The sequence below is a fragment of the Marinifaba aquimaris genome (assembly GCF_013328345.1).
Lineage (GTDB): Bacteria > Pseudomonadota > Gammaproteobacteria > Enterobacterales > Alteromonadaceae > Marinifaba > Marinifaba aquimaris.
Genome location: NZ_JABULX010000006.1, coordinates 137,395 through 158,668, shown reverse-complemented (window position 1 = coordinate 158,668; position 21,274 = coordinate 137,395). Strand labels below are relative to the sequence as shown.

The window sequence follows — 21,274 nt, the reverse complement described above, 5'->3', positions numbered from 1 at the left end:
CTGAGACTGAGACTGAGACTGAGACTGAGACTGAGACTGAGACTGAGACTGAGACTGAGACTGAGACTGAGACTGAGGCTGAGACTGAAACAGAGACCGAGACCGAGACAGAAACAGAGACAGTAACCGAAACAGTAACCGAAACAACTACTGAAACAGAAACAACCACAGATACTGATATGAGTTGTATGCCATATCAAGTTGGTGCAACTTATTTCACGGGGGATGTGGTTAGCCATAACGGTAATAGCTACACCTGTAAAATTTCAGGCTGGTGTTCATCAAATAGTGCGTGGGCGTATGCACCTGGCACGGGCAATTATTGGCAGCAAGCATGGCAATTAGGTGGTCAGTGTGATGTCGATTTAATAGAGACAGAAACCAGCACTGAAACGATTACAGAAACTGACTCTGATGCTGATTCACAGTGCGCTGAATATGTCGCAGGTTCTGATTACCAGCAAGGTTCTGTTGTTGTGCAACAAGGGCAAACCTATACCTGTAATGTTGCTGGTTGGTGTTCATCAGACAGTGCTTGGGCGTATGCACCTGCCACGGGTTTATATTGGGCAGACGCTTGGTCTGTTGGTGGTCAATGTGATTCTGGCTTAACAGAAACAGAAACAGAAACAGAAACAGAAACAGAAACAGAGACAGAAACAAGCACGGAGACTAACACTGAAACAGAGACCGAAACTAATACCGAGACTGATACTGGTACGGAAACTGACATCAATGCTTGTTCAGAGCAGGGCATTAACCCAGCACTTTATCCCAGCTACCCAGATTTCCCGCGTACTGACTGGCAAGGTAACCCAAGTCATGCTTCTGGCGGTGATTACTTAAGCCATGAAAATCGACTGTATAAAGCAAGGTGGTGGACGCAACAAATGCCAACGGATAATGCCTCTGAATGGCAATTTGTTTGTGCATTTTAAGACAAGCTAATCTCATAAAGCTAAGCTAGGGAGCAACTTTACCTTGCTTAGCTTTAACTAGATTATCTTCCTCAGCCCCAAAATTATACCGGTAAAAGGAATAACCATAATTGATACGACAAACAAAAGGGTATCGGTTTTGCCGATGTTAATACCTGGGCTTATTATCAATGAGAGTGAGTTGATTAACGTCAATACTAAAGCTGCTTGAATAGCACCGCAGTAGCCGACAATACCTGCCACTGGTAACATGATAAAGGCACACAATACCGCAGGCGTAAAAGGCGCTGCTGCTAATATTAGGCTGATAGCAGATATCATTATTGCCAAGGCTAATGCAAAACGTTTCAATACTTTTCTCCTTTTCTCCTTTTCAAATCCATTTTAATCATCTAACAGCGCTGCTTTTAGGTTTTTTCTATTTCTGCATATTTGTTGCACATTTCCCTTTTATATTGAAACCATCGTCATTTGAAAGGACTTTTAGGGAAACAACAATGATAAAGAGATACTTAACTTCGAGTTTATTTGTTTTAGCGATGGTTTTAACTTCTAGCGCTCAGGCCAGTTTCATTAATGACAGTATAAGTGTCCGTTATGATGATGTTTCTCGCACCTTGATTAACGATACGGCGACAGTCGGAAACGGTGTTGATTTTGTGGGTACAGATATGTTTTTTAGAACGTTTGAACTCGATTTTACCGATAATGCGTTTACATTAACTATTTCAAAGCGAGAGACCTCGGGCAATTTTACCGCTATTTTCAGCGCATTAGAAATTACCGGTATTGACAATAAAGTACTAGATGTCAGTTTTGATGCTGCCAATAGTAGTGAATTTACCAACAACAAACAGCCAGACATTGAGTTTTCAGACGATGGGCGTATTGAGTTATCAACTTTCTTATTTTTAAGTGCTAATGAGCCCGCTTCTGCGCTTTCACATTCATTTACTTGGAATGTGGAATTTGAGCCGATTAAGGTTTCTGAGCCATCTGCTTTGTTTATTTTGTTATTGGGTTATTTAGGTTTAGCGATTAGAAAAGACTAAATAACCACGTTTTAACGTGAACCTCAAGCAATGATCTGCTTGCTCACCCTTGGCCGACTTAATATAAGTCGGCTTTTTTTGTACTGCTTAAAATGTTTTAGCGGTTCAATTTACGAACGCGGAAGTTGCGCCCTTTCATTTTTCCTTCACTGATGGTTTTTAAAGCTTGCTTTGCAATTGATTTTTCAACTGCAACAAATGACGAAATTGCTTGAACTTTGATTTTACCAATTTGATCGCCTTTGATAGCTGGGTTTGCGGTTAAACCACCTAAAATATCGCCAGGGCGAAGTTTGTTCTTTTTGCCGCCATCAATTTGCAACGTGACCATCGCCGCTTGTACTAATGGATTGTTGAAAACATCGTTGTTAGGCAGTGCAATTGGCTCTATATCTTTTTTAAGATATTCCTCAAGGCGAATGACTTTATGCGCTTCTTTATGACTAATAAGCGAACACGCTACCCCCGTTTTACCGGCTCGCCCCGTGCGACCAATGCGGTGAACGTGAACTTCTGGGTCATGCGCAATATGGTAGTTAATCACCATATCGACATCGTTTACGTCGATACCACGAGCGGCTACATCTGTGGCAATTAAAATGGTTAAGCTATTGTTAGCAAAGCGAATCAGAGTTCTGTCTCTGTCTCTTTGTTCTAAATCGCCGTGCAGCGCTCCACAATCAAAACCTTGTTGGTTCAAATCATCGGCTAATTGCTGACACTCCACTTTGGTATTACAGAAAATAACCGCCGATTTAGGCTGAAATTTATAAAGTAGTCGCTCGATGGCATCGATTCGCGCATCGTTATTATCGACCTCGTAAAAATACTGGTTAATAGACGTTTGATCGTGCGTGCTTTTAACCTCGACTTTTACTGGGTTGGTCATGATATGACTAACCAATTGTTCAATTTTGCTTGGGTAGGTTGCACTGAAAAGTAAGTTTTGTCTGTCGCTAGGGCAATCAGCCACTATGTATTCAAGTGGCTCTTCAAAGCCCATATCTAACATACGATCTGCTTCATCGAGGACTAATGTATTGAGCTCTGCCAGTGATAATCGACCTTTGCGTATATGCTCTTCAACCCGTCCAGGTGTACCGACAATGATATGTGCCCCGTGTTCAAGTGAACCTATTTGCGGTCCCATTGGAGAACCACCACACAAAGTTAATACTTTAATATTGTGAATGGCACGTGCTAGTTTTCTAATTTCTACGGCAACTTGGTCGGCTAACTCTCTTGTCGGGCAAAGTACCAAGGCTTGAACGCGGAAGCGTTTTACATTGAGGTTATGTAATAAACCTAAGCCAAAAGCCGCTGTTTTACCTGAACCCGTTTTACCTTGACCGATGACATCTTTTCCTTGCAGCATCAGTGGTAATGACTGAGCTTGTATCTCAGTCATACTGTGATAACCCAAGCTAGAAAGGTTATCAATTAAAGGTTTAGATAGTTGCGTTGTCGAAAATGCGTCAGACATGAAAAGGTCTCTTGGTCAGATAAAGTGCTTGGGCGAACTGGCTTAGTACAATATAGCTTGCCACCGTAAAGCTGCAGTATAACAAAATCGAACGGAGCAAGCGTTAGTTATAGTTATCCCAGTAAGGCTGCTCGGTAAAATACTGTTTTAAATAATCGATAAAGTGGGGGCGAGCAATCGAGAGCTTGGATAAACGGCCCAAATGGCTGTATTGGATATCAGCGGATAATCATCTAGTAAGCTGACTAACTCGCCTGACTTTAATTGTTGATAGCAACACCAAGTTGAGCTGACGGTGATCCCCAAACCATCGATGGCAGCATCTCTGATCACTTCGCTATTGCCTGCACGGAATTGACCTTGCTGCTTTATATTGATTTGCCCATCTGGTGTTTGAAAACTCCAGTTATCTAAACCAATTAAACTGATGCATTGGTGTTGATGCAATTCTTGCGGTGTTTTAGGTATGCCGTGTACTTTTAGGTAGTCCGGCGAGGCGACAATATGGCGTTTATCTTCAGCGAGCTTTCTTGCATTAAAGCTTGAATCTTTTAGTTCGGTGTTGCGAATTGCGATTTCAAGCTATCATTAACCATATGAGTTGTCTAGGTTTAACTCTAGTTGGTCGAGCTCATACTCAATTAAATAGTAGTCAAGTTATGGGTAAAGTCGTTTTGATGTTGTATAACTAATTGATGCTATGGCACTCGTGATGCTTTGTGGTCACTAGTGCTAATGAATAAGGATAGATTATGGCTAAAACAATTTTTTTAACGGGTGCTACCGACGGTATCGGCTTAGCAACGGCGCACATGTTGGCTGATTTAGGTCATAACCTCATTATTCATGGTCGAAATGCACAAAAATTAGCTGACTTAAAAGCGGATTTAGCGGACAAGTACAATATTGAGGTAGAGAGTTATCAAGCAGACTTATCTGACCTGCAAGATGTCAAAGATATGGTTAATATGATCAAGACAGCACAAAATCAGCTTGATGTCATTATTAACAATGCCGGTGTCTTTAAAACTGATTCGCCTGTTAATGAAGCTGGTCTAGATGTGCGTTTTGTCGTTAATACCATAGCGCCTTATATGCTTAGCCAAGGATTATTGAGCGTGCTAAAGCCGGGTAGTCGCATTATTAATTTATCCTCAGCTGCTCAAGCGAGTGTCGATTATCAAGCTTTTAACGGTAATAAAAAATTATCCGCTGGTGAAGCTTATGCGCAAAGCAAACTCGCGATAACGCAGTGGTCGATATTCATGGCCGATGAATTTCGAAGTAAAAACATTATTGTAATACCAGTTAATCCCGGCTCATTACTCGCCTCTAAAATGGTAAAAGAAGGTTATGGTATTGCTGGCGGCGATATTCAAATTGGTGCGAAAATACTGACTCATTTATCACTTGATGCCGAGTATGAAGCGCATTCTGGTCAATATTTTGATAACGATGCAGGTCAATTTGCTAACCCGCATCCAGATGCCCTAGATGCGAATAAAAACTTAGCACTGATTAATGCGATAGAGTCACTTATTTAAATTTATTTTATTAGCACAACAAAATGAGAGTGTAGATGGGTGGGGAGCAAAAACGCTACTCCAACTCAATGCGCTTGACCATCCACATCCATTTACTGAATGCGGTGGGGTCTTGTTGGTAGTTCATTTCATTGGCTGGGTAAACTGTTCTCAGTGGGCCTTTAGTTGCGTTCCCTGAGGCTTTGCACATTACCCCAAGTTTTCTACCGTTGAAAACGTACTTACCGGAATCGTTTTACGCAATGTGCTTAACTATAGCGTTTGCACTTATTCGCTATCGGCTGTGATGACTTGGATTTGATTGAGTGCTTAACCATACACAGATGTTGCGAAGCAAAATAGCCCCCTTATGATTGCGCAAAGTAACTTAGACGTAACTTATTTAAAAAGATTTCAACCACTAAATAGCAAGTATAAGCTGACACTGCTCGATTATTTATGGTTTACTTAGCCCTCAATCTGAATAATAACATCAAATAAGGATTGCCATGAGCTCTCAAGCCAAGTGCCAACGATGTGGTGCCCCTGTTTCTGTGTCAGCTATTTTTGCTGCGGGTTTACCGACAATGATTAAGTGTAATTCGTGCAAAGCCACACACACTTTTAATTATAATTCTTACATTTTATACCCAATTGCAATTATGGTTTTAATTGCAATTGTGGTTGCTGCCATTGCCACTGGTAATACAGTTTTTGGCCATGAAGCTTTTTCGTTTGAGCGTAAGGTCAGACATTTTTACCTTGGTTTTGGTATTGCTTATGCTGTTATTGCTGAACTGCTTTTTGCACTTTACTTAATTAAGTGTACCCAAGTGACTAAATCTGAATTTAAGGTTTAGGAGGAGCATTATGAGCAATCCACTAATCGAAGCGCTGCAGCAAGGTTTAAAGTCTTCACCTGATAACGACCAATTACAACAAGCTTTAGTTGAAGCATACATTAACGATAATCAATTTGAGCCAGCGCTTGAATTATTACAACAGATGTTAGCTAAAGCCCCGACTAATATTGAACTACTAGAGCGTACTATTGCACTTGGTAAGCAATTAGAAAGAGCTGATTTGCTGTTGGCTTATCAAGCATTACTTGATATTGCTCAGCCCAAGCAAACCGATAATGAAATTACTCCAGAAGAGCAGGCAACTGAAGTTAAAGCTGTTGAGCAGAGCGCTGCTACCATTTTTGATACTGAATCAGATAAGGTGACGCCGATTAACACTAAACGAGTAAGAGGCTCTGAGCTCAAATTAGTTTCAAGTGATCAGCAAGACTATTCAGTCGATGATTTATGTGAGGATACGCACGTCTATCTTGATGATGTCGGTGGTATGGAAGATGTTAAAAAGCGCTTACGCATTTCTTTTTTAGCGCCGTTACAAAATCCTGAATTGGTTAAGCAATATGGCAAGTCGGTTGGTGGAGGTTTGATTCTATATGGCCCACCAGGTTGTGGAAAAACGTTTATTGCTCGGGCTCTCGCTGGGGAACTTGGGGCTAAATTTGTTTCGGTTGGGTTGTCGGATATTCTCGATATGTATGTAGGTGAGAGTGAGCGCAAATTACACGAAATATTTGAATCGGCAAGGCGCAACAGTCCATGCGTTTTATTTATTGATGAGTTAGATGCATTGGGGCAAAAACGTAGCAACTTGAAAAATTCAGGTATGCGCACCTTGGTCAATCAATTACTTAATGAAATGGACAGCGTTAATAACAACAATGAAAATCTATTTGTTTTAGGTGCGACCAATCACCCATGGGAAATAGATGAAGCATTGAAAAGACCCGGTCGCTTTGATCGAATGATCCCCGTTTTTCCGCCTGATGAAGCAGCCAGACAAGCTATTTTGAACTACCACTTAAAAAATGCCCCCACAGATACGATTGATATTGAGTCTTTGGTTAGACAAACGCGACTATTCTCAGGTGCAGATTTAGCACACTTATGTCAGTCGGCTATCGATCAAGTATTTGAACGCTCATTAGCATCACAGCAAACAGAAAAAATTACCGAGCGTGATTTTTCTATCCCGCTCAAAGAAGTCAACCCGAGTGCGTTATCTTGGTTTGAGACTGCAAAAAATTACGCCATGTTTTCCAACAAAAATGGTCAATATGATGACATCATGCAATTTATAAAAGTGAATAAGCTTTAGTATGAATAATGACGTTGAAAAACAGCAGGCAGGAGCAGAACACGCCCGCGCTGATCATTTATTGGAACTTGCTCGATACGAAGAGGCTATTCCTGTCATTGGAATACAACTTGCCAAAGCGCCTGATAATGCGATGTTGCACTATCAGATGGCAAGAGCCTTTCTTGGTTTAAATGACTTTAATGCAGCTGACAAACACGCTGATACTATGATAAGCGTTGACCCAAACAATCCAATGGGTTTTTATTTAAAAAGCTTAACGAGTCATGCATTAAAGAATTTTGTCGGTGAACTAAGCTATGCCGAGCAAGCCGTAATTTTGTGCCCCGATGATGCTGATTTTCTCAAACGCTTATCACAAGCGCGATTGCAAAATGGTTTAATTGCCAAAGCGAGAGAATCGGCAGAGCAAATGATGTTGCTGGCGCCTGATGAGCCTGAAAGTCATGAGGTGATGGCGGATATTTGTTTAGCTTTGAAAGACTATTATCAAGCTAAAGTGCACGTTGTTAAAGCATTGGAGTATTCACCCAATAGTTATGTTTTACTGAACGATTTAGCACGTTGCCATATTGGTTTAAAAGACAGAAAGTTGGCCATTGATACTATGTTTAATGCATTGCAACAGCTACCAGACTCAGAAACTTTGCGCTCAAACATGTTTAGAACGATTCAATCTTTTCTGGATTTGGAGCGTTTAAAAGGTCGAGCTGCACTTAAATCACTGCCTGAAGAATTACAGTTTTTCTATCGTGATTACCAACAACGCACCAATGCGTTTGAGAAACATGGCACCTTGATGTGGGGCGTGTTTTGGCTGATCTTAATGGGAGGATTAATCGCCTTTTTCTCAACTGTGACCTAAAAGTTGATGCTGGTTAATTTGTTAACCAGCATTTGAATACCACGGATAAAACTAAAATCGATACACTCGTTGGGGCAATTTAAGCGATTATCGGTCGCTAATTGCGAACTTAATTTAGCTCAATGCGTTTGACCACCCACATCCATTTACTAAATGCGGTGGGGTCTTGTTGGTAGTTCATTTCATTGGCAGGGTAAACTGTTCTCAGTTGGCCTTTAGTACCAATTGGAATGGCTTTACCTTCTTCTTTACTGGCCAGTAAGATGATTTCTTGTTGCCACTCACTAGCACGATACGTTACTTGGTAGTTGTCGATGGCCGTTAATGTGATTTGACTGACTTTATTCGTGCCAAGTTCTGCGGCAATGTCTGATAGTAAAAAACCACTAAAACGACTGACCTGGTTATTCCAGGGCTCGAGCACATCATAATGCTGTATTGGCAGTTTTTGCTCGAGCATTTTGATTGTCATCGATTTAGGTAGGTCCGCTTTGATTGCTTTACCTGCAAGTGCAATGGTGCGATTTGCCATTTTATCGGCAGTAGCGCTACAAGAGAAAAAACAAAACACAAAACGAGAATGAAATAAGTCGTACTTTTTTGCAAGATAATGCTCCGAAAGTGAGAAATGAAATAGTAGTACTCGCTGTTAAAGACTTGCTAATTATAGACTTTATCAAGTAATCTCAATTGAAAATAACCATTTTATACCGTCTTTGTTATGAAAAAATTTGCCCGAGAAATGTTATTTGGAAAATGGTACCGCACCGACACGGATGAACAATCACAACAGCAGACTGAATATGCTGAATTGAGCGAAGATGGTAGTTTTGAGTTTAGTTTTACTACCCACACTGCAGATGGAGAAGTGGCCAGTCAGGTTATTGAGTTTGGTGACTGGGGATTAGTCGGCGATATTCACTTTACCATTACTAAAAGTGAGTTGGTGGGGGATGAGCATTACGTTGCCGATCTAACCCACGAAGACAACTATCAAGCTTATCAAGTGTTACAACTTACCCCGCTTATTTTCGAATACCAGCACATTATCAGCAAAGAAGTATTCACGCTTCGTCGTATCAACAATGTTGTTGGTAATGCTTAAATAGCTCGCTTTTTCATCTCAAATACTAACCGATTGACCATAGTTAAAGCCTGCTTTCTTGCCCCTTCTATAGGATGTACAAAGCTGAGCCTTAAACAGTTTTGATAAGATTGGCTCGTACTGAATAACGCTCCTGGTGTGAGTACTATGTCTTGTTTTAAGGCGCGCTTGTATAGTTCAACAGTGTCGATAGGCTCATCCAATTTTATCCAAATAGCTAAGCCTCCATCCGGTACGGTATAACTAAATGAAAACTGCCAATATTGGTTAATGGCTGCTATTAGGGCATCTCTTTGTTTTTTTAATTGTTGCCTGTATTGCAATAAATGCCGCCTAAAATCGCCGTTAGCAATAAAGCTGGCTAACCCTTGCTGTAAAGCTTGGTTACTGGATAAATGATGTACCAACTTGTGGTGTATGATTTGCTGGTGATACTTGGCCCCAATCACCCAACCAATGCGCAAGTCTCTGGACAGAGATTTAGAAAAAGAGCTGCACAATATCGTGTGTTCATCTCGGTCAATTGCTTTAACGGGCTCGGGTAATACATGAAAACCTAAATCGCCGTAGATATCGTCTTCAATAATGGTGAAGTCATGTTCTTTTGCTAAATCAACCAAGCTTTGTTTTGCCTTTGCAGGCATACATGCACCCGTTGGTGTGGCAAAGTTACTCGTCACAATACAGGCTTTGATAGGCCAAATTTCTAATGCCGATTGAAGGATATCTGTATCCATACCTTGAGTGGCAGAAGCACTTATCTCAATAACCCTTAATCCCAAACTTTGGGCTAATTGTAAAACGCCATAAAATGCAGGGCTTTCAATTGCAATGGTATCGCCTGTTTGGCAAACGCTCGATAAAGCTAAAAACAAACTGTTTTGACAGCCTGCTGTGATGCATATATCCTCCGGCTCGATAATGACATTCCTTGCTCGATAGTGCTGAGCTATTTGCTTTTTTAATGCCGGGTCACCCGTTGGATCGCCATAATACAGAGCATTTTTACTGGCATGCTGGCGCATCGCACGGTTGATATGTCGGTGTAACAATTGAATGGATTGATTGTCGATTTCAATACCCGCTTTAGGGTAAATATCAAAAGCAGCACTTAAGCGCATAATATCTAAGAAAATATCCGGTACTTGGATAAGACTAGGTGCTGCTATTTGCGGTTGGGTAAATTCGCTGACTTTTGCAGTGGCTTGCTTTGCTACGTAATAGCCTGATCTTGGCTTAGCATGAATGAGCCCCATCGCTTCTAACTCTTGCAGTGCTTTTTGCACTGAGATTTTAGAAATCTTATGCCTGTCACTTAAAACACGAATGGATGGCAGTTTTTCATCCGCTTGCCAGATGTGATCCTGAATTTGACTCTTCAGCTGATTGGCTAATTGTTGATAGAGAAATTGTTTGATAGCTAACCCCAGATACGAATGAACTGTACCTATAATAATTTATATTTTTGTATATATAAATGACAGATTCTTGGTTTTACACTTCATGCCATCGGAGAATTGTTAGCCTGACAAGCTAACCAAAATTAGGTAGTGGTAACTGATGAGTAAAACCAAAGATAGCAATCAAGCGGTTATTTTCCAAACGTCCCATATCGATAAACCTCGTGAAGGTAAGATCTACTTTCGCGAACAAAAAGGTTTGTTTCAACGAATTAGGCGGTACTTATCAAGCTTATTAATGTTGGTGTTCATCTTACTACCATGGATCGAGTTTAATGGTCAGCAAGCCATTTTATTTGACGTGGGCCAGCAGCAATTTCGATTTTTCTCACTGGTGTTATTCCCACAAGATTTCACGCTGTTTATGTGGTTATTTATTTTCTCTGCGTTCTTGTTGTTTTATATCACGCGTTTATACGGTCGTATTTGGTGTGGTTATACTTGCCCGCAAACGATTTGGATGTTGATGTTCAATTGGATAGAAAGACGGGTAGAAGGGACACACAATCAAAGTAAAGCGTTAGATAAAGCGCCGGATTCAATCAATAAATGGGCAAAAAAAAGCATCAAACATGTGTTGTGGCTTAACTTATCACTGTTAACTGCACTGGTTTTTATGTCTTATTTTATACCGGCAAAAAGCCTGTATATCGATTTTATCAACATGCAGTCTAGCTTTTTAGTACAGGCCTGGGTCTATTTTTTTGCAGTGTGTACCTACATCAATGCCGGTTGGATAAAAGATAAAATGTGTTTGCACATGTGTCCCTATGCGCGTTTTCAATCTGCATTTTTTGTTAAAACGACAACCTTGATGACTTATGACACTGCGCGAGGTGAAGGGCGTGGTCCAAGGAAAATGAACCAAGCCAAACCCGAAGGTAAGGGCGATTGTGTCGATTGTAATTTATGTGTTCAAGTTTGCCCGGTTGGTATTGATATCCGTAATGGGTTGCAATACGAGTGTATTAACTGTGGCTTGTGCGCAGATGCGTGTGACGGCGTGATGGCTAAATTTAATTATGCAAAGGGGCTGATTAGCTACAAAGCAGAACAAAAACAGGCCTTGGGTTTTAGTTTTAATCACGTTTATGGTTCGCTCGCTTGTTTGTCTTTTGTCTTTATGCTGACTTGGTTTGAGTTTAGAGATAGCTCAGAGGTGAATGTACTCAGAGACAGACAAGCTTTATATCGCATCAATACTCAAGGCGATGTCGAAAATACTTATATCATTAAAACCTTGAATAAAACTCAACAAGTTAAGGAATATCAAATCACTACAGATAAGATGTTGGGTATTGAAATTGCGGGGGATAAGGTGTTTACCGTTGAACCTGGTCAATTGCAAACGCACGTCATTGCTGTGGTCGATAAAAATAAAAATCGACTTGGTAATTTAGACAGTCCATTTAAAGACATCGAATTGGTGATAACCGATATTGCGACCGATGAAAGGTTTAACAAAGCAGTGAGCTTTTATCAGAGTAATGATGCTTGGTAGTCGTTAAATTTGCACTGGTTCAAAACAGTCAGGTGTGGTGCACAGCTGACTGTTTTGATTTTTGCTTTTAGAACGACTCAAAATAAATTCGTTGGCTTAGGTTTTTCATTGAGTTCGGTCTGATAGCTTGTACTTTGCTAATACACTCATCTTTTTCTATGCCCAATGCATTCATGATGATAGCAATCACTAAGCCTGTTCTGCCTGAGCCGCCTTTACAATGCAACGCTAAACCGCCACGGTTTTTGACGATAGCAAGAATGGCGTCTTTGTGTTCACTCCACGCTTGTTCAAAATTGTGATCGGGCGCGGCATCATCACTGATTGGTAATTGGAACCAAGCAAGTGACTGCTCTTGACATGCTTGTTTAATCGAACCCGCACCATTTTTTTCAAGTTCATTTTGAAACATCAAACTCAATACCGCATCGGCGCCAGCTTGTTTTAATTGTTCTAGTGAGTCCACTAGCTCTACCGTTTTGGTGCCTGGACAAGGCGTGAAAATTAACTTAGCTCCCATATCTAAGCTGAGCGTGTCGTAGGGATGTTGTAACATGGCGCGTCCTTTTTTTATCTACGGATTAACTTGTTTATCGAAATAAGGTTTGGTTTTATTGACTAGATATACCAAAGAGAGCATGACAGGTACTTCAACTAACACACCTACAACCGTGGCAAGGGCTGCACCTGAATGCAGGCCAAATAGTGAAATAGCCACAGCTACCGCCAATTCAAAGAAGTTCGAGGTGCCAATAAGACAAGCAGGGCCTGCCACATTGTGCTTTAGCTTGAGCTTAAGTGCGGCGTAGTAGGCAATGGCAAAAATACCATAGGTTTGAATCAACAATGGAATGGCAATCAGTAATATATCTTGTGGTTTAGCGATAATCGTTTCTGCTTGAAAGCCGAATAGTAAAACGACGGTAGCTAATAAACCTATCACCGAAAACGGTTTGAGTTTGGCTAACAGACTATCGATATTTTTCGCTTGATTGTTGAGCTTTTGTCGGGTGATGACACCTGCAATTAATGGCAGTAGTACGTATAAAACGACAGAAATGAGTAGTGTTTGCCAAGGAATTTGAATATCAGAAACACCTAATAGAAAAGCGGTAATAGGCGCAAAAGCGAAGATCATGATCACATCGTTGACGGATACCTGAATCAGTGTGTAGTTAGCATCGCCTTTGGTTAAATGTGACCAGACAAAGACCATGGCAGTACAAGGCGCGACACCGAGTAAAATCATCCCTGCTATGTATTGCTCTGCCGTTTCGGGGCTGACTAAGTCAGCAAATAGGGTATTAAAGAACAGCCAGCCCAACGCGGCCATTGAAAAAGGTTTGACCAGCCAATTGACTATGACGGTCAGTATTAGGCCTTTTGGGTTTTTCCCTACATCTTTAATGGCTGAAAAATCTATTTGTACCATCATGGGGTAAATCATCACCCAAATAAGCAAGGCAACGACTAAGTTAACATGGGCGTACTCAACATTTGCGATAAGGGCAAAAGCATTAGGAATGGCTAAACCCAGTCCGACACCTAAAGCGATTGCAAGCGCAACCCAAACAGATAAATAGCGTTCAAATAATCCCATAACGTTTACCAATTCTTAAGCTTGGCGACATTATAGTTATGGATATAATGATTTCCATATGTATTTAACACAACTTAACCTATTTCTTGTTTAACAAAGGGAACTGCTGAGTAAAGTGACTCTCTAACGGATTATCTCTGCTAAATGGGTAAATCTGATGACTGAATTAACAAAGGGTAAAAAAGGGCAAAAGCCTGATATTGTCTCTGCCATGCAATCATTGATTTTAGCAGTGCGGGCTGATTTTCCGTTCAATGAACCACAAGCTAATATTTGTGGTATTTCCTGTGTTGGCTGCCCTAAAAAATTACTCGAGCTGGTTGATACTGAATTAACTGATTGGGAATTAAAGCTACAAGCAGGAGAAACCCCCTTATTAGGTGAACTTAGCCGACTCGGCAAGTTATGCAAAAATGTCAGAAGGGGTTTAAAACGAAACGGTTTAGTGCATTAATTCGCTTGGCTTATTTTGACAATAAAAAACGGAGTAAATACTCCGTTTTATACCATGCTATTGTTTACGTGTACCTGAGACACGACACCATTCTTCTTCGTTTGCCACAGGGTCCATGTCAAACCACTGACTGTATATCTCTACTATTTCTTCGGCTTGAGTATCTAAAATACCCGATAGTGCCAGCTTTCCACCTGGCTTAACAAAGGCGGTGATCACTTCTGATAACTCGCGCAGTGGAGCCGCTAATATGTTTGCCACTACCACATCTGCTTCTATTTCAGGTTGGTCTTTTGGTAAGAACAGCTCAATTTGCTTCTCGACATTATTGCGTTTAGCGTTTTCTTCTGTCGCCACAATCGCTTGTGGATCGATATCAATACCAATAGTGCGCTTGGCTCCAAGCTTTAAAGCTGCAATCGCTAAAATACCTGAGCCACAACCAAAGTCGACCACGGTTTGATCTGAGGAGATATTTTCATCTAGCCAACGAAGACATAAGCTTGTTGTTGGGTGTGTGCCAGTACCAAAAGCTAACCCCGGGTCGAGCATTACATTAACGGCTGTTGAATCGGGAACATCTCGCCAGCTCGGGCATATCCACAAGCGCTTACCAAATTGCATAGGTTGGAAGCTATCCATCCACTCGCGTACCCAGTCTTTGTCTTCTAATTGTTCTACTTTGTAAAAGCCTTTATTGCCCGCTTTGGCATTTTTTAGGCGTTTTAATACCTTGTCAGTATCAATGTCAGCTGGGTATAAACCCATTACGGTTGTCGCTTCCCAGAGAAAAAAGTCTCCTGGTAAGGGTTCGTAAATAGGTGTGTCTGCTGCATCTAAAAAGGTCACAGCTGCAGCGCCTGTTCCTGTCATATGATCAGAAATTGCTTCTGCTGATTCTTTGTCAGTGGTATAACGAATTTGAATCCAAGACATGGTATTTTCTCTATTGAAGTACTCAGGCTAAGCCTGAAATTTTGTTAATAACGCGACTGGCAGCAAAAAAACCAAAAGTGGCGGTGACAACCGTCGAAGCGCCAAAGCCAGTGGCACAATCGAGCTTGGCAGGCCCTTCACCTTGCGCAGGTTTTTGCAAACAAACCTGCCCATCACTTGCTGGATATTTTAATTGCTCTGTTGAGAAGATGGCTTCGACCCCAAATTTGCGTTTGGGGTTTTTACTAAAATTATAATCGCGACGTAATTGATTGCGCACTTTGGCCAGTAGGGGATCTTGAATGGTTTTTGCTAAATCACCAATTTGGATCTGGCTTGGGTCGATTTGACCACCGGCACCACCAATTGTGATGACTTTAACTTTATTGCGCTTACACCAGGCAATCATTCCCGCTTTTGCTTGCACACTGTCTGTTGCATCAATTAAATAATCAAAGTTAGTTGATAATACCTCGCGGACATTAGAAGTAGTTACAAAGTCTTCAACGGCGTTGACCTTGCATTCAGGGTTAATGAGTTTAACCCTTTCAACCATAGCTTCTACTTTGTCTTTGCCAAAGTTACCCGTATGAGCATGAATTTGACGATTGGTATTTGATACACAAATATCATCTAAATCGAAAAGTGTGAGTTCACCAATAGCCGTTCTTGCTAGGGCTTCTACTATCCAAGAGCCGACGCCACCCATACCTACAACGGCGACATGGGCTTGTTTTAATTGCTCAATACCTTGGCTGCCATAAAGGCGCTGGGTACCACCAAAACGATTATCGAAAGTATCTGTTCGCATCATCTGATTGTGTTGTTAAAAGTGGCGCGGAGTATAGCAAAAAGCGGCTTTAACGCCCAGAGTTAAAGCGTAAACACCGTGCTTTAATTTATTGGTCTGAAATTTGCTTTGATTCACACTAACAAGTTTATTCTTGATGAAAAGACATAATTTTGACTAGGTGAATAAAGTATATGAAATCACTGAAGCTAAGCTTTATACCCACAATTTTAATCATAGCGCTACTTGGAAGCCTCGTCGGTTGTGGCGGTTCTCTTGGTGGCTCTGGTTCGAGCTCAGGCGGAAATAATCCGCCGCCAACGGCATTTTCTGTCTCGCTTGGCCCCGATCTAACCGTTGCTGAAGGCAGTACTGTAACCATTAAGGCCTTTGGTGAAGGTGCTAACACGCCGTTTAATTACAACTGGACCATTCAGCCGAGCACTTATGCCAGTGCGTTATCGTCGAACGAAGGTGAAGAAGTAGAGCTCACCGCACCTGAGCTGAGTACCAATGTTGAACTGTTAATTACCGTTTCAGCCACTGATAGTGCGGGTAATTCAGCCACCGACCAAATGAATATTATTGTTTCAACCATTTCGACCCCACCAATTTCAGAGCTCAATCCAAATGGTACAGAAGAGCAACAAATTACGGTCGACTCTGGTGAGTCTTTTTCATTATCTGCAAATTGGACCGATGGTGAAGATGGCACACAAGTGCAGTCAAGTATCCTAACGGTTGAACAAATTTCGGGTAGTGACATATCGGGTTTACCCGAAGATGGTATTTACCGCACATTTGATACGAGTCAAACAACACTTCCTGCATTAGCAGTTATCGCTAAAAATGAATTGTTAAACTTGAGTTCTTCGCCAGCGAGCATTCGTTTTACGCTTACAGTGACCGATACCACTGGGTTAATTGATCAATCTTTGGTTCTAGTTGATATCAATCCTGCTAGTGAATCAAAGCCAACGGTTGATGCGGGCATTGACCAAGTCGTTTATGAAGGGCAGGTGGTGACGCTTTCTGGTGGAACCAATGCGACCACTCATCTATGGCAACAAACATCGGGTAATGTGGTTGTGAACATTGAAAATGCCCAACAAAAAGTTGCTCGCTTTAACGCACCAAGAGTGGATGAAACGACAGATTTAACTTTCCAACTGACAGGCTGGAATGACAATGGGAGTACCCAAGATTCCGTTAAAATCAGTGTCCTTTCTATCTCAGCTTTTGATGGTATGAATGATACTGGCATAACTAATTGTGCTACATCGAGTAGTAATCAGGCCGCTTGTTCATTGGCGAGCTTCCCTAATCAAGATGCCGAAAACGGCCGTGATGTTGCTGCAACATCAGGCAGCCTATCGAAAACAGGAACGGGTGAACTAGGCTTTGATTTTACCCGTCTAGATCAAAATGGCGACGAGATTGCTTCAGGTACGGCAAGTTGTTTCAGAGATAATGTCACAGGACTGATTTGGGAAGTTAAAGCCGTCTCGGGATACCGCGCTTATAACAGTAGTTTTTCATGGTTTAGTGCTGTGACTGAAACTAATGGCGGTATTGAAGGGACACAAAATGGCGGTGTGTGCACAATGGAAGCAAATATTTTAACAAGCTGTGATACCGCTGCTTATCTCAATGCTGTTAACGGCCAGGGGTTATGTGGTGCGAATGACTGGCGTTTACCGACAGTTTCAGAATTAGCATCCATTCTTAATTATGGTCGTTTGAGCGATAAATTTGCCAGAGATAGCAATGATGAAGAGCTTTGGGCACAGCACGCTTCATCATCTTTTTTGTATTGGAGTGCGCAACCGAGTGTATTTGGTATTTCAAGTGCAGCCAATAATGTCTGGGCCATTGATACCACAACAGGTAATGAAGCCGCTATTGCCAAATCGAGCCAAGCTCGCGTTCTGCTAGTGAGAGGAAATTAAAATGAAAACTGTAAAATCACTTATTTTGGGGTGTGCTTTTTTAAGTGCGCCTGTTTTCTCTGCACCAGTGTGTTATAGCAGCATTGTTAGCGCAAGTACCCCAACAAGCCAATACACAATAGACAGTGAAAATGGTATTGCTACTGATGAAAAAACCGGGCTAAGTTGGCATATGTGTACTTTAGGTATGGCTTGGGATAAGGCCAATAATACCTGCACGGGAACAGCGCAAGCTTATACTTGGTCAGAAGCATTAATTGCTGCCCAAGACTCTGAATATGCCAACTTTAGCAATTGGCGTTTACCCAATATTAAAGAGTTGATGTCGATTATTGAAAGACAATGTGAAGCGCCTGCATTAAATGCAGAAGTGTTTGTTGATTCATTGAGTGAAAAGTACTGGTCGAGTACTCCTGTTATCAACAGTGACGGTAATGGTGGCTTAATTGGCGATCAAGTTTGGGCCGTCAATTTTACTGAAGGTAGCAATAACTTTACGGTAAAAACAACCTATTCGTTTGTTCGTCTTGTCAGAAAGTTATAGAACTGGATCACATTATCGAACGTCAAAGGTTTACACTCAGTAAACAGATTTGCTACATTACGCGAACGTTCAAAAGGCACTTATATACTAAGTGCCTTTTTTGTAATTGAAGCGGTAGAAAGTGTTAGATATCTGCCACTTAACCGATAAATGCTTTGTATTGAACGCAAACTCATTGCCGAAAAATAAAAACAGCGACTAAGATCGCCATGTGTTAGCTTGAAGTTTAATTCAATGAAAAATTCTACTTTTGTAATGGGCTGTTTGGCTCTGTTAAATCTGTTGTTCTCGGGGTCTGCGTTAGCGGTGCTCAGTGACAAAAGCTGTCAGACAGACATCCAACTTGGCATCATTATTACTGATAAACATATCCGCTATTTGGATAATCACAGAACTAAAGTCCAGTTCAATAAACCTGATCAAGTCATTATTAAAGGCGAAGTACTGCCATTAGACGAACGTCAGCGCCAGTTGGTAAAACTTTATATCAAAAGTATGCAGCAGGATATGCCGCAATATATTGATTTGGTGATGGATGGCACCATGTTAGTGACAGAACACGTTGAGCAACTGGCAATTGGTTTACACGGTAGAGGTTCTGAAAATCATGAACGCATCCGCGGTCAGCTAAAGCATGTTGTCATGCGCATGGCAGAAAAGTTTAATCACAGAGAAAACCACTTTTATCTTGGCCCGCAGCGCATCGATGATTTAAGAGAGATTATTCATCGCCAAGTGTCTAACGAAATTCAAAAAGCATTATTAGATAGTTTTAATCGATTTGTTAGTGCTGTTATCGATGACACCAACACCAAAGACTTTAAAGCTAAAATGCGCGACTTTTCATCTCGAATGGAAAAATTATCTGAAGATGTATTTGTTGAATTAGAAAAAGAGTCAGGTAGTTTAGACCAGCAATCTAAAGCATTTTGTGAGAAGTTAATTGAGCTGGACCAACTTGAGCTAAGACTGCAGCAGAATATTCCTGAATTAGAGTCCTTCAATGCTATCAAGCATATTTAACTTGTAATCATATCCATTAAAAAAGGCGCTTATAGCGCCTTTTTTGCCTATTTATTTGAATCTTGCAGTACCTGTTTTACAACGGGTTCAAGGCGGGTTAGTCCAGCTGTTTTACCAAAAGCAACGGACTGTTCTATTGTTTTACCTTGCTTGAATGCATTGAGAGCAAATAGCGCGCCTACGCGATTACCACTGGCACAGTGAACAACCACATCACCTTTAGCTTGCTCCAGCGCTTGCTGTAATTTATCGGCATTAGCAAAGTTAATATCTGCTGCACTGGCTATGGGAATATTGAGGTATTCAATACCTATGGCGTTTGAAAAACTACTTTCATCATAAGTATTCGCTTCACTCGTTGGACGCAGGTTAATGATCAGTTTAACGTCTGAATGCTTTAACTTAGTTAAGTCACTTTGAGTGAGCTGCCCTGCGGAATAAACACCGGGAATAGGTTGATGCAGGTTAACTGCCTCTAATTGTAGTGGTCTTGACGGAGTTTTTGAATGATTGTCAGCAAAGCTCATAGTAGGAAGACCTGATAAAGTACTTAGCATTAGGCCTGTAATGGCTAATTTTGAATTAATTTTCATCATTAAACGCTACTTTCTGTAACTGGTGTGAAACCATCATGCCAAAAAACATCGCAAATACAAAGAGTAAAGTTTGAACATCTAGGTTACCCAGCGAAGCGATGGCAGGACCAGGGCAATAGCCCACTAATCCCCAGCCGACACCAAAACAGCTAGCTCCAATTACAAGTGGTGCATCAATTTGTTTTTTCTTCGGTAAATGATAGTGCTCACTATATAGTGGTTTAGACTTTTTAAAGATAAATTGATAGCCGATTGCAGTTGTTACTAATGCCCCTGCCATAACCAATATTAAATTCGGTTGCCAATTGCCAAAGATATCTAAAAAGCCAATAACATTATCAACATCTGCCATGCCTGAAACTATTAAGCCACAACCAAATAACAGGCCTGAAAAAAGCACTAAAATATTTTTAAGCATATGAATTTTAATTAAACAATATATTGAGTGATGTAGACGGTGATCATAGCAACTAGCATAAAAATACCCGTGGCGGTGATTGAACGAATAGATAATCTGCTGATGCCGCAAATGCCGTGACCACTGGTACAGCCTGAACCCAGGTGCGTTCCAAAGCCTACTAACAAGCCTGCGACTATAATCACCGGGCTAGTGCGATCGATAGTTGGGATAGGCAGTTCAAATACAAATTGCGTTATTAGCGTTGCCAGTATTAAGCCTGCTAAAAAGTACCATCGCCAGTGACTTGTTTTTGGTCGACGAGTAAGTGACTGGATAGCGGTAAAACTTATCCCGCTGATACCTGCAATACGACCTATGCTAAACATCAGCAGTAATGCAGATAAGCCAATTAAAATGCCTCCAAATAGAGCAGGGTAATAGGTTTGCATAATTCAACCTTTTATATGTTTATCAAATATCAGGACAAAAGCATTGCTTTAATACGGCAATGATTTTTTGCGGCTTATCATCTGCCAAACGGTAATAAATTGTTTGCGCTTGTCTTCTGGTTTTCACTAACTCTGCCTTTCTCAGCGCAGCTAGGTGCTGTGACAGAGCTGATTGGCTCAAAGGGATATCTTTATTGAGTGCCGAAACACTCATCTCGTTATCTAATAAACGGCACAAAATCATTAACCTACTTTGATTACTCATCGCTTTTAACATACTGGTCGCTTGTTCAGCGCTTTGTACTAATTTTTCTAGGTCACTGGTTTTATCCATCGGAATTGACTCTATTTTTGGTTCTGACGTTCTTTGTATTAGGTTTTACTAAATTAGTAAATGTTAAATTAGTTTTTTCTAATGTTGTGGTTGC

25 protein-coding genes are annotated in these 21,274 nt (G+C 41.1%); 12 read left to right on the top strand and 13 right to left on the bottom strand.

Annotation, left to right across the window (positions count from 1 at the left end):
- The coding region (locus HR060_RS19340) for a cellulose-binding domain-containing protein (RefSeq protein ID WP_281362586.1) at positions 1–938 on the top strand (938 nt) is incomplete at its 5' end.
- A gap of 57 nt (positions 939–995) precedes the next feature.
- Here the strand turns inward: HR060_RS19340 and HR060_RS06485 are convergent.
- Positions 996–1,289 (bottom strand): DUF6419 family natural product biosynthesis protein, encoded by a 294-nt coding sequence (locus tag HR060_RS06485; protein ID WP_246283096.1) that lies wholly within the window; start codon positions 1,287–1,289, stop codon positions 996–998.
- Positions 1,290–1,435: 146 nt separating this feature from the next.
- Between HR060_RS06485 and HR060_RS06480 the strand changes: the two genes are divergently transcribed.
- Complete coding sequence (locus tag HR060_RS06480) at positions 1,436–1,990, top strand: hypothetical protein (RefSeq protein ID WP_174199471.1); 555 nt, start codon at positions 1,436–1,438, stop codon at positions 1,988–1,990.
- Positions 1,991–2,087: 97 nt separating this feature from the next.
- Here the strand turns inward: HR060_RS06480 and dbpA are convergent, their stop codons facing one another.
- The gene (dbpA, locus tag HR060_RS06475) at positions 2,088–3,473 is read right to left on the bottom strand and encodes an ATP-dependent RNA helicase DbpA (protein WP_174199470.1); all 1,386 of its coding nucleotides are present in this window, start codon (positions 3,471–3,473) and stop codon (positions 2,088–2,090) included.
- A gap of 147 nt (positions 3,474–3,620) precedes the next feature.
- A complete protein-coding gene (locus HR060_RS06470; RefSeq protein ID WP_343044182.1) occupies positions 3,621–4,043 on the bottom strand; it encodes a substrate binding domain-containing protein in 423 nt (140 codons plus the stop codon).
- 182 nt (positions 4,044–4,225) lie between these two features.
- On the opposite strand from HR060_RS06470, the gene HR060_RS06465 reads away from it, so the two are divergent.
- The 4 genes from HR060_RS06465 to HR060_RS06450 all read left to right on the top strand — a co-directional run bounded on the left by HR060_RS06465 (position 4,226) and on the right by HR060_RS06450 (position 8,039).
- Complete coding sequence (locus tag HR060_RS06465) at positions 4,226–5,017, top strand: SDR family NAD(P)-dependent oxidoreductase (protein WP_174199469.1); 792 nt, start codon at positions 4,226–4,228, stop codon at positions 5,015–5,017.
- 488 nt (positions 5,018–5,505) lie between these two features.
- Entirely contained in the window at positions 5,506–5,856 is a 351-nt protein-coding gene (locus tag HR060_RS06460; RefSeq protein ID WP_174199468.1) for a hypothetical protein, read from the top strand.
- Positions 5,857–5,866: 10 nt separating this feature from the next.
- The gene (locus HR060_RS06455; protein WP_174199467.1) at positions 5,867–7,174 is read left to right on the top strand and encodes an AAA family ATPase; all 1,308 of its coding nucleotides are present in this window, start codon (positions 5,867–5,869) and stop codon (positions 7,172–7,174) included.
- A 1-nt stretch (position 7,175) separates the two neighbouring features.
- Positions 7,176–8,039 carry a tetratricopeptide repeat protein gene (locus HR060_RS06450; RefSeq protein WP_174199466.1) on the top strand — a complete coding sequence of 288 codons (864 nt, stop codon included), beginning with the start codon at positions 7,176–7,178 and terminating at the stop codon, positions 8,037–8,039.
- Between the two features lie 109 nt (positions 8,040–8,148).
- Here the strand turns inward: HR060_RS06450 and HR060_RS06445 are convergent, their stop codons facing one another.
- Positions 8,149–8,571: a hypothetical protein gene (locus HR060_RS06445; protein ID WP_174199465.1), complete on the bottom strand. Its 423-nt coding sequence runs from the start codon at positions 8,569–8,571 to the stop codon at positions 8,149–8,151.
- Positions 8,572–8,760: 189 nt separating this feature from the next.
- Between HR060_RS06445 and HR060_RS06440 the strand changes: the two genes are divergently transcribed.
- Complete coding sequence (locus tag HR060_RS06440) at positions 8,761–9,144, top strand: hypothetical protein (protein ID WP_174199464.1); 384 nt, start codon at positions 8,761–8,763, stop codon at positions 9,142–9,144.
- Here the strand turns inward: HR060_RS06440 and HR060_RS06435 are convergent.
- Positions 9,141–10,562, bottom strand: a complete 1,422-nt coding sequence (locus tag HR060_RS06435) for an aminotransferase-like domain-containing protein (RefSeq protein WP_343044181.1) — start codon at positions 10,560–10,562, stop codon at positions 9,141–9,143. The genes HR060_RS06440 and HR060_RS06435 overlap by 4 nt on opposite strands.
- Positions 10,563–10,704: 142 nt before the next feature.
- On the opposite strand from HR060_RS06435, the gene ccoG reads away from it, so the two are divergent.
- Positions 10,705–12,105 (top strand): cytochrome c oxidase accessory protein CcoG, encoded by a 1,401-nt coding sequence (gene ccoG, locus HR060_RS06430; RefSeq protein WP_174199463.1) that lies wholly within the window; start codon positions 10,705–10,707, stop codon positions 12,103–12,105.
- Between the two features lie 67 nt (positions 12,106–12,172).
- Here the strand turns inward: ccoG and HR060_RS06425 are convergent, their stop codons facing one another.
- A complete protein-coding gene (locus HR060_RS06425; protein WP_174199462.1) occupies positions 12,173–12,661 on the bottom strand; it encodes a phosphatase domain-containing putative toxin in 489 nt (162 codons plus the stop codon).
- A gap of 18 nt (positions 12,662–12,679) precedes the next feature.
- Positions 12,680–13,705, bottom strand: a complete 1,026-nt coding sequence (arsB, locus tag HR060_RS06420) for an ACR3 family arsenite efflux transporter (RefSeq protein ID WP_174199461.1) — start codon at positions 13,703–13,705, stop codon at positions 12,680–12,682.
- Between the two features lie 157 nt (positions 13,706–13,862).
- On the opposite strand from arsB, the gene HR060_RS06415 reads away from it, so the two are divergent.
- On the top strand, positions 13,863–14,159 hold the full coding sequence (locus tag HR060_RS06415) for a hypothetical protein (protein ID WP_174199460.1): 297 nt from the start codon (positions 13,863–13,865) through the stop codon (positions 14,157–14,159).
- 57 nt (positions 14,160–14,216) lie between these two features.
- On the opposite strand, the gene prmA is transcribed toward HR060_RS06415, so the two are convergent.
- On the bottom strand, positions 14,217–15,095 hold the full coding sequence (gene prmA / locus HR060_RS06410) for a 50S ribosomal protein L11 methyltransferase (RefSeq protein ID WP_174199459.1): 879 nt from the start codon (positions 15,093–15,095) through the stop codon (positions 14,217–14,219).
- A 22-nt stretch (positions 15,096–15,117) separates the two neighbouring features.
- On the bottom strand, positions 15,118–15,906 hold the full coding sequence (gene tcdA, locus HR060_RS06405; protein WP_174199479.1) for a tRNA cyclic N6-threonylcarbamoyladenosine(37) synthase TcdA: 789 nt from the start codon (positions 15,904–15,906) through the stop codon (positions 15,118–15,120).
- A 173-nt stretch (positions 15,907–16,079) separates the two neighbouring features.
- Between tcdA and HR060_RS06400 the strand changes: the two genes are divergently transcribed.
- The 3 genes from HR060_RS06400 to HR060_RS06390 all read left to right on the top strand — a co-directional run bounded on the left by HR060_RS06400 (position 16,080) and on the right by HR060_RS06390 (position 19,401).
- Positions 16,080–17,834 (top strand): Lcl C-terminal domain-containing protein, encoded by a 1,755-nt coding sequence (locus HR060_RS06400; RefSeq protein ID WP_174199458.1) that lies wholly within the window; start codon positions 16,080–16,082, stop codon positions 17,832–17,834.
- 1 nt (position 17,835) lies between these two features.
- Positions 17,836–18,378, top strand: coding sequence for an Lcl C-terminal domain-containing protein (locus tag HR060_RS06395; protein WP_174199457.1), 543 nt, complete (start codon positions 17,836–17,838; stop codon positions 18,376–18,378).
- Positions 18,379–18,612: 234 nt separating this feature from the next.
- The gene (locus tag HR060_RS06390) at positions 18,613–19,401 is read left to right on the top strand and encodes a DUF2884 family protein (protein ID WP_174199456.1); all 789 of its coding nucleotides are present in this window, start codon (positions 18,613–18,615) and stop codon (positions 19,399–19,401) included.
- A 47-nt stretch (positions 19,402–19,448) separates the two neighbouring features.
- Here HR060_RS06390 and HR060_RS06385 read toward each other — a convergent pair whose 3' ends face one another.
- From HR060_RS06385 to HR060_RS06370, 4 genes are read right to left on the bottom strand one after another with little or no spacing between them, the layout of a single operon-like run.
- Positions 19,449–19,997: a protein tyrosine phosphatase family protein gene (locus HR060_RS06385; RefSeq protein ID WP_174199455.1), complete on the bottom strand. Its 549-nt coding sequence runs from the start codon at positions 19,995–19,997 to the stop codon at positions 19,449–19,451.
- On the bottom strand, positions 19,984–20,415 hold the full coding sequence (locus HR060_RS06380; RefSeq protein ID WP_174199454.1) for a YeeE/YedE family protein: 432 nt from the start codon (positions 20,413–20,415) through the stop codon (positions 19,984–19,986). Before HR060_RS06380 ends, HR060_RS06385 begins: the two co-directional genes overlap by 14 nt.
- A gap of 11 nt (positions 20,416–20,426) precedes the next feature.
- Positions 20,427–20,846, bottom strand: a complete 420-nt coding sequence (locus tag HR060_RS06375) for a YeeE/YedE family protein (RefSeq protein ID WP_174199453.1) — start codon at positions 20,844–20,846, stop codon at positions 20,427–20,429.
- 22 nt (positions 20,847–20,868) lie between these two features.
- Positions 20,869–21,180: an ArsR/SmtB family transcription factor gene (locus HR060_RS06370; RefSeq protein WP_174199452.1), complete on the bottom strand. Its 312-nt coding sequence runs from the start codon at positions 21,178–21,180 to the stop codon at positions 20,869–20,871.
- Positions 21,181–21,274: the final 94 nt, after the last annotated feature.

Coding starts and splice junctions, on each gene's coding strand:
- HR060_RS06480 (WP_174199471.1), top strand. CDS start 1,436: ATGATAAAGAGATACTTAACTTCGAGTTTATTTGTTTTAGCGATGGTT.
- dbpA (WP_174199470.1), bottom strand. CDS start 3,473: ATGTCTGACGCATTTTCGACAACGCAACTATCTAAACCTTTAATTGAT.
- HR060_RS06465 (WP_174199469.1), top strand. CDS start 4,226: ATGGCTAAAACAATTTTTTTAACGGGTGCTACCGACGGTATCGGCTTA.
- HR060_RS06460 (WP_174199468.1), top strand. CDS start 5,506: ATGAGCTCTCAAGCCAAGTGCCAACGATGTGGTGCCCCTGTTTCTGTG.
- HR060_RS06455 (WP_174199467.1), top strand. CDS start 5,867: ATGAGCAATCCACTAATCGAAGCGCTGCAGCAAGGTTTAAAGTCTTCA.
- HR060_RS06450 (WP_174199466.1), top strand. CDS start 7,176: ATGAATAATGACGTTGAAAAACAGCAGGCAGGAGCAGAACACGCCCGC.
- HR060_RS06445 (WP_174199465.1), bottom strand. CDS start 8,571: ATGGCAAATCGCACCATTGCACTTGCAGGTAAAGCAATCAAAGCGGAC.
- HR060_RS06440 (WP_174199464.1), top strand. CDS start 8,761: ATGAAAAAATTTGCCCGAGAAATGTTATTTGGAAAATGGTACCGCACC.
- ccoG (WP_174199463.1), top strand. CDS start 10,705: ATGAGTAAAACCAAAGATAGCAATCAAGCGGTTATTTTCCAAACGTCC.
- HR060_RS06425 (WP_174199462.1), bottom strand. CDS start 12,661: ATGTTACAACATCCCTACGACACGCTCAGCTTAGATATGGGAGCTAAG.
- arsB (WP_174199461.1), bottom strand. CDS start 13,705: ATGGGATTATTTGAACGCTATTTATCTGTTTGGGTTGCGCTTGCAATC.
- HR060_RS06415 (WP_174199460.1), top strand. CDS start 13,863: ATGACTGAATTAACAAAGGGTAAAAAAGGGCAAAAGCCTGATATTGTC.
- prmA (WP_174199459.1), bottom strand. CDS start 15,095: ATGTCTTGGATTCAAATTCGTTATACCACTGACAAAGAATCAGCAGAA.
- tcdA (WP_174199479.1), bottom strand. CDS start 15,906: ATGCGAACAGATACTTTCGATAATCGTTTTGGTGGTACCCAGCGCCTT.
- HR060_RS06400 (WP_174199458.1), top strand. CDS start 16,080: ATGAAATCACTGAAGCTAAGCTTTATACCCACAATTTTAATCATAGCG.
- HR060_RS06395 (WP_174199457.1), top strand. CDS start 17,836: ATGAAAACTGTAAAATCACTTATTTTGGGGTGTGCTTTTTTAAGTGCG.
- HR060_RS06390 (WP_174199456.1), top strand. CDS start 18,613: ATGAAAAATTCTACTTTTGTAATGGGCTGTTTGGCTCTGTTAAATCTG.
- HR060_RS06385 (WP_174199455.1), bottom strand. CDS start 19,997: ATGATGAAAATTAATTCAAAATTAGCCATTACAGGCCTAATGCTAAGT.
- HR060_RS06380 (WP_174199454.1), bottom strand. CDS start 20,415: ATGCTTAAAAATATTTTAGTGCTTTTTTCAGGCCTGTTATTTGGTTGT.
- HR060_RS06375 (WP_174199453.1), bottom strand. CDS start 20,846: ATGCAAACCTATTACCCTGCTCTATTTGGAGGCATTTTAATTGGCTTA.
- HR060_RS06370 (WP_174199452.1), bottom strand. CDS start 21,180: ATGGATAAAACCAGTGACCTAGAAAAATTAGTACAAAGCGCTGAACAA.